The following is a 7,568-nucleotide window of genomic DNA, read 5'->3' as shown; positions in this document are numbered from 1 at the left end:
GATCACGCCCTGTCTTTGCGGAGTCAAACCCCAAGCTTCTGCATTTTCTGTATGTTCCTGAATAGAAACTACATTCCATTTCCGCTCATCGATTACATCTTTAATTGAATACCCTGTCGTGCTTACCCATCCAGGAGCACCAGGTACTGCCCGATAGCAGGTGTATCCGATATCAGACTCATAATCGGAGACGTGCTCTTTTATTAAGCTACCCGACCGATACATAAGGACCATATTCACATTTTTGACCCCCGCACCGCGAAGCAAGCCTGGAAGCCACCGAACTGCATCATACGTAAAGCTATTACCTACAAAGAGAATATTCAGAATAGGTAACACGACGACATCACACAAAGCTTTCAGGTCACTTTGTTTTGTTGTGCATGTTATGATAGCTGCACCTTCTTTAACAGCTTCCATCAAACCAGTGGCAGAATTTATCTGTACAATACTTTCATCACTGCTGCTCCAGACCATGGTTTTATCGGAGGTCTCTTTCGGGCTGACCATGGCGACTAATGTTGCAGTACTGCCTATGGACAACGTCAATCTGTTATGATCGAATGTGATATTTGTAACAGGCACATTTATATAATCCTTCGCTTTACTGCAGCTGCACAGAGAGATAAAGAAGATAATGAATAGCATTTTTCTTACTATTTCCATAGTCACATAGTTTACCAAAAAATATAAGTCATTAAATCGGAAACCTTGTCGGCCCACGTCAACGCCCGATCGTCCTATTTGTCGTGTCGATATCAAAATTGTTTCAGTAAACTCCATTGCGGCACTTTCTCCCACTTACTCCCGACCCAATAACAATCGTATATATTATTTTTCATTCGTCTAAAAGATCTATTCAACTCCAGTTCTTTATGTACCTCTATTGTTTCAAATTCCTACATTACCCATATGGTTCGCCATCAATTTTATTGTTCGTACGTGTGTCTTTCATAAATAAAAACATCAATAACGATATCAGGATACCTAAAGTAATATACCAGTAAAACCACTCTTCGTGTCCAATATTTTTGAGCCACAATGCCACATATTCTGCCGAACCTCCAAACAGGGCAACCGTTAGTGCGTGGGGTAGTCCTGCACCAATCACCCGGATCTCCGCCGGAAATATTTCAGCCTTCACAACCACGCTGATACTCGAGTACAGACTAAGGATCAACAGATAAACCACCAACAGTCCGAAAATTTCCAAATTCGAACTCGCGGTGCTCAACGCCTTCATTATCGGAACAGTGGTTAGAGCTCCCAGCACACCAAAAGTAACCAGTAGCGGCCGACGCCCAATACGATCCGATAAGATCCCAAAGAGCGGCTGTGCAAGCGCAAAAACCAAGAGTCCCAAAAACGTAATCAGCGTCGCGTCTTCCATAGAAATCCCTCCCGTATTGACCAAGTATTTTTGCATGTAGACGATAGCTGTATAAAATGCCAATGTCCCTCCCAAGGTCAAGCCAACCACCATTAACATTGCTTTGGGGTGCCATATAAGTTGCTTCCACACTCCTGGGGAAGACGATGTTTTTTTTGCTCTGGATGCCTGATAAGCCTTCGTCTCCTGTAAATGCCGTTGCAAATAGATCATTCCTAAAGTTAATACAGCACCAATAGCAAAGGGGATACGCCATCCCCACTCGTGGAGCTGCGCATCGGTTAATAAAAACTTCTGCAACAGAATAAGAAGACCCAGTGCCAATATCTGTCCGCCCACAAGTGTAAGGTATTGAAAACTTGCATAGAACCCTCTACGTCCGGGGGGGTGACAGCTCGGTCAGATAGGCCGTAGTAATACCCGTTCCGCCCCCAATACTCAAGCCCTGAATAAGGCGCGCAAAGAGTAATAAAATAGGCGCATATATTCCGATGGATTCGTACGTCGGTGTTACGGCGATCAGCAACGAACCGAAAGACATCAGTAAAACGGATAGCAGCATCGACTTTCTCCGACCAAAACGATCTGCAAAAGATCCCAAAACCATTCCCCCTATCGGGCGCATGAAGAAACCCAACGCAAAAATACCAGCAGTCTGCAAAAGCTGAACGGTCTGGCTTCCATGTGGAAAGAATGATGCCGAAAAATAGATAGCAAATGCGGCGTAGATATACCAATCGTACCAGACGAGTAAATTGGCTAAAGAACCGCCTAAAATTGCTTTGCTCGTCAAATAGGAAGGTTTATCTAATGTATTGTTATACATCATAGTATCGTTCTCATTAATTATAGCTATACTTTCAAAAAGATATTTTTCTTATAAAAGAAGTATACCAAAAGCCATTTCGCAGTAAGCATACATAAGGCCCAAAACAATGGCTTAAACGACCCTAAATAATCAATAAATCCATGAACAAATACATTCACAACCGATCCAAAATCAAACAGCCCCGAAGCTAAGTAAATAGTAATCGAGTTTAGTCCTACGACAATAAAAGGAAATGCCCATTTCTGGTATCCTTTCACATCTATTATCCAATAAAAAAGTCCCAACAGAACCGAACTGACACCAATGGTCAGCATTGCAAACGAACTTGACCACAACTTGAAAATAATCGGGAAGGATATACTCCATATTAACGCTATTATTATGCAAACAAGCCCCGATGTCAGTAAACCAATAACTTTCGTGTTTTCAGTTTTGGGTAGCCTTAACCATTGCCCCGCGACCACCCCTGCCAAACAAACGGCTATTGAGGATAACTGCTGTAGAATACCATCTTCATCATAAAAATCATTATACATTCTGCCCGGAAGCAATAGCTGATCAATATAAGCATGAAGGTTTCCTTCGGGGGTAAGTACACCTGCTCCATATCCTGGAACCGGCACCAAGATCATGAGTAACCAGTAAACAACCAGCAATAATACTGCTGTAATCGCTTGCCCCCGCACTTGGCTATTCATCACAATGATAGCCGTAAAAAAATAAGCTATCGAAATTCGCTGTAAAACTCCTGTCCATTTTAAGTCGGAAAAATCAAACGCAAGCCAGCCGTTCATCACCAACCCCAACGAAAAAAGTATAACAGTCCTTCTCACGATAGCAACGTAAAGACGCTTCCGATCTCCTCCTCGTTCCAAACGATTACTAATCGAAAATGGCATGCTGACTCCTACGATAAAGATAAATAAAGGAAATATGAGATCCCAAAGATGAAACCCTTGCCATTCGGTATGACGGACTTGGTTAGCCAAAGCCACAGATATAGGTGTATCCCACAGGTTAGGCAATGCTCTTAAGACAGCCCCAACTCCTACCAATAGAAGCATGTCAAAGCCTCTTAGTGCATCGAGTGATTTCAGTCGTCCGTTTTTTGTCCCTGACATTGTTTTATTATTATACATACTGTTTAAGCTAATTTGTATGTCCGTATCAGTCGTAATATACTATTGCATTTGGCTATACGACCTTTAGTATTTCAGTTAGTTTTGTTCATAGATTTTAGATAGTAAAGTAAGTACCTCTGCCTCGATTTTCGTTGCTGCAGTCTTTTCCACTCTACTACCAAGAGCTTTCCACGTTTCATATCCTTTTAATTCATGTTGCCCCTCCGTGGGCAGATAACCGAACGACCCATTGGCCAACCCTAAGGTGAAGGTAGATGGAAACGGACTCTTTTCTTTAATAGATAACCCAGTTTCGACAAACACTTCAAAAGGAATAGCTGCTATTGCTACATCTCCGATACGAAATACAGACAACGGAATATCCACTTGATCAGGCCAAAAATCATCCATTCGTTTTAAATGTCGAGCATAAGGTACTTCAAGAACAAAATTCAAAAAAGGCAGTCCCTGTCTATGCCGATCCAGCAAAAACGCGCCATATTCCAGCTCTTCAGGGGTACCCTTACGCACATTAACTTTTATGCTAGACTGGGCCGCGCCCAGCCTGACCCACGACTTATGCTGGACTGCTCCGTATGTGCGGTACACCGCTTTGGCAAGGTCAATCCCCACCTGCTCCGGCCGCTCAAATGCCGACCCTTGTAGTGATTTTCTGCGGTCTGACGAGCCCTGATCACCTCCTGTCCCATGGGACATGATGCCCACAAAAGGTATTCGTTGATTTTCTGCCTTTAAAAGAGCCCTTATTTGGACAGCAAAGGCACCATAAAAATCTGCCGAGAGATATGGCCTTGGCAAATCTGCCGAATAATGGGAGGAATAATTGGCAAACAATGCTATCGGGGTACCATCTGTAGACCGTACGGATATAAACGAAACCTCAGGGTCGGTTGGACCTAAGGGCTCAAGGATATCAGCATGCTCTAAAGGAGGACTCGATTTTACGCCCTCTGTCTCTCCCCAAGGCGTCTTCCATGCTTTTTTCTTCATCTTAAAACGGCGGTTATGGGCATGTTCTGGCACATCTACTTGTCCCCAACCAATCTGTGCGGGCTTAAGATTGGCAACTGCCGTCTCAGCCCCTGCTACAGATTGCTCGATGACCAAGTTCTGATATGAATCCGGCATCCAACCCTCCATAGGACCGACATGGTATGGACCTACCTTTCTCATATTGAGACCGGAATGCGTATGTGTCATTGTTTTTTCGATATATATATGCTTGCCTGCTAAAACTGCATCTTTGGCTACTGGATAATGCAAAACCTCAGGCAAGGCAATAATCACGGCATTTATTTTTGGATCTTCAACCACATAACGATAATCGCTACATCCCTTCGCTGATGGATATATTTGTAAGCTGTCTTTTAGTCTTCGCTCTACGCTATCACATACGGCCACCACATTTATCTCCTTAATGTCCTTTATTAACTCCAATATACCTCTACCCCGCAGCCCCATTCCAATTATTCCGACATTCAGCAGCCTATCCCTTGGCATCGAATCAATGCCGAAGGCAGGTGTACGAAGAAAAGGAACCAAGACTCCTAGTTTTAAAATATCTCTTCTATTCATCAATTATAAAATAACGACTCATCCTATCAGATGAGAAATCTTTGGTAAAAGCGTCTCCCTTTAGTCCCAATCAATTTTTAAATATTCTTGAATAGGAGGAAACGGTTCATCTGCATCGTATAGTCTATTCAATCTTTGTAACTTGCGTTGTACCGCGAACCAATTGTGCAGTTCCTTATCAAAATGACCCAATGCAATGCCTAATCTAAAATCTGTAAACTCATTCTTCCATGCTTTTTCAAACATCACTTTATTTTCTACGACCATATTATGCATATCTACAGCAAAGGACGAGAAAAAATGATGAGCTTCTGCCATATATGCTCCAAACTTTCTCTTATCTCTGCTATCTTTATGAGTATTATAAATATCAGCTATGCGACCGGCATATAATTGCTTAGTCAACAAGTAGTCTAACAATTTGGAACCTACTAACATGGCATACATTGAAGTGGTGTCTAATCCGCTTTTCATAGCCTCCATCAAAAGAATTTGAGCTTTTTCAGTTAATAACTTGGAACGACGTAATTCATTCTTCTTTTCCGAATATATTTTTAATGCTTCTTCCGAAAATGGATTTGCCCAAATTTGTTCAGAAGTTTTTCCAAACACGTCTCGACTAATATGCGCAGCCTCAGCCAAACATTGATGCGAAGTAGTTAATAATAAAGCGATACTATCTGGATATTGAGCATTACAATAAGCTGTAAAAAACTCCTCATTATCCATACGTTCTTTTTGCCAGGATACCGCAGCTCCATGTGCCATATCTGGTCGAGTCAACCTCATTAAAGCGTTCCAACTGTCAGTCCATCCCGACATAATGAAGCCCTTGGATCCAAACTTTTGTGCTGCCTCCAACCAGACATAGCTATTTTCAAAAGAGGAAACTACATCTGGTAAAAGCCACCAATAATTTAAAGAACCCGACTGAACAAAAACAGGCAGATCACGCTCTGTAAAAGGTGCTACATAATCACCATAGCCAGTCGGAGGTGTGCTGTATTTCCAAGACACCACTATAGGACTTCCTTCAATCTTAGATATACCATCAGGAAATAATCTCAGACGATCAGAATAAAACATCGCTTTTTTCCCTTTTTCCTCTACCGCCTTTACTGTACGGTTTAGCATTTTCAGAAACAGCTCATCAGGTGTCATGCCCATTCTCTCCGCTTCATACTTCATCAAATAAGTCTCATCAAAACCAATATGAAAGAAAGGACTACTAAACATTCCTGTAAACTGGTCAATCCAATTTAGTACAATGCCCTCTACATCAGGATGATCGACCTTAAACTCTTGCCCATAAGGGGTAGCAGCCAAATCAGTATAGTGCTCATGTTTGAATACATCATGTAAATGTCCATAAAGATTCAAATTTGGTATAACATCAATAAAGCGCTCTCGAGCATATTCAATCACTTCTTTGACCTGTTCTTTCGTAAAACGCGCTGCTGGCATTAGGAGGGGGTATCCTTCAAGTTCTATATTCGCTTCTGAATAAAAGTAATATTGATTGATTTTCCATAAAGATAAGAAATCTATCTGCTTTTTAATCTCATCCATAGTGGGGAATTGCATATGCGTCATATCCATCATAAAGCCTCTATAAGCCATTACCGGCCAATCCTCAAGGGTCAGCTCCGGTACAAATACACCTTTATCATCCTGAGTTATCATTTGTCGCAAAGTTTGCACGCCATAGAATAATCCAGCCGAAGAAGGAGAAGTGATTTCTATTTGATCACCTTTGATTGTCATTGCATAATACTCCCGTGAACTACGCCCCACTACTTCATCAACAGTAGGTAAGGGGTTTGGCTCACCCGTTCTTTTCAGCACGATTCGTGCAATCGTCCCCCCTTTAGCTGGTGAATCTACAAGCTTTTCTTGAAGTAAACTCTCCAAATTATTCTTTACAAAAACATCCTCTTCTACCAATTCTTGTACAAACCTAATATCATTACTTAAGTACACTTTTCCTTTTCCATATTGAATAGACTGAGGGGCGGGGAGCAGAGATACTTGTGCAGATACACTGAACGTAAGATTAAGTAAGCCAACAAACAACGTAATAAACAAATTACTAATACGCATCAACATTATTTTAAAATTTATAAATCAAAATGTAAATCTGTAAAATCCAAAAATCGCTGCCAATCGTAGTTCGTCACTGCATGCTTTCCGGTCCGTATATGATACCCAACATTATGCATAACAGGCCTATTAATTTCTGGCATAGTTTCAGTAGGCAAACCTCTAAGTCCATATAATTCATACACTTTTCTAGCATAATATGCCCCGAGATACTCACCTTTGGGGTCTGCCCATCTATCCTCCTCTGCACTGGCCACGTATAGAGCTCTAGGAGCTATGAGCGCTGTCAAAAAGTGCTGATCAAAAGGCAAACTACTCTCTTGATTAGCATACTTTTCAAAATTTAGACAAAACCAGTGAGGAAAGCTTGTTGTAATCTTCGCAATAGTCTCTCCATAGTTACGGCGAGAAAGAGCAGCACCACCACATCCTGAGTTGTTAGAAATAACAACTTTAAACCGTGTATCCTGTGCACCTGCCCAAAGGGTTGCCTTTCCTTGTCTAGAGTGTCCCATGACTGCCACACGTTCAG

General features: G+C 41.8%; 6 protein-coding genes and 1 pseudogene. All 7 read right to left on the bottom strand.

What is annotated here, in order from left to right; all coding sequences use genetic code 11:
* Window positions 1–585 (bottom strand): Ig-like domain-containing protein (locus G5B00_RS17510; protein WP_163878672.1); only part of this gene is annotated, 585 nt, incomplete at its 3' end.
* 319 nt (window positions 586–904) lie between these two features.
* Window positions 905–1,729, bottom strand: a complete 825-nt coding sequence (locus tag G5B00_RS18310; RefSeq protein ID WP_317168867.1) for an MFS transporter — start codon at window positions 1,727–1,729, stop codon at window positions 905–907.
* 34 nt (window positions 1,730–1,763) lie between these two features.
* Window positions 1,764–2,219, bottom strand: coding sequence for an MFS transporter (locus G5B00_RS18305; protein ID WP_255453807.1), 456 nt, complete (start codon window positions 2,217–2,219; stop codon window positions 1,764–1,766).
* Between the two features lie 23 nt (window positions 2,220–2,242).
* Complete coding sequence (locus G5B00_RS17500; protein WP_163878669.1) at window positions 2,243–3,340, bottom strand: acyltransferase family protein; 1,098 nt, start codon at window positions 3,338–3,340, stop codon at window positions 2,243–2,245.
* Window positions 3,341–3,436: 96 nt separating this feature from the next.
* Window positions 3,437–4,936, bottom strand: a complete 1,500-nt coding sequence (locus G5B00_RS17495) for a Gfo/Idh/MocA family protein (protein WP_163878666.1) — start codon at window positions 4,934–4,936, stop codon at window positions 3,437–3,439.
* 60 nt (window positions 4,937–4,996) lie between these two features.
* Window positions 4,997–7,036 carry a family 20 glycosylhydrolase gene (locus G5B00_RS17490; RefSeq protein WP_205966467.1) on the bottom strand — a complete coding sequence of 680 codons (2,040 nt, stop codon included), beginning with the start codon at window positions 7,034–7,036 and terminating at the stop codon, window positions 4,997–4,999.
* A gap of 17 nt (window positions 7,037–7,053) precedes the next feature.
* Window positions 7,054–7,568 (bottom strand): annotated as a pseudogene (locus tag G5B00_RS17485) (acetylxylan esterase); the annotation flags it as partial.

It is taken from the genome of Parapedobacter sp. SGR-10, assembly GCF_011030405.1.
In the GTDB taxonomy this organism is placed as follows: Bacteria; Bacteroidota; Bacteroidia; order Sphingobacteriales; family Sphingobacteriaceae; genus Sphingobacterium.
Note: the sequence above shows the minus strand (reverse complement) of the source record. Positions and strands in the feature narration are given on the sequence as shown.

Bases quoted from the DNA above. Each gene is read 5' to 3' on its own strand.
- G5B00_RS18305 (WP_255453807.1), bottom strand. From the start codon at position 2,219: ATGATGTATAACAATACATTAGATAAACCTTCCTATTTGACGAGCAAA.
- G5B00_RS17500 (WP_163878669.1), bottom strand. From the start codon at position 3,340: ATGTCAGGGACAAAAAACGGACGACTGAAATCACTCGATGCACTAAGA.
- G5B00_RS17495 (WP_163878666.1), bottom strand. From the start codon at position 4,936: ATGAATAGAAGAGATATTTTAAAACTAGGAGTCTTGGTTCCTTTTCTT.
- G5B00_RS17490 (WP_205966467.1), bottom strand. From the start codon at position 7,036: ATGCGTATTAGTAATTTGTTTATTACGTTGTTTGTTGGCTTACTTAAT.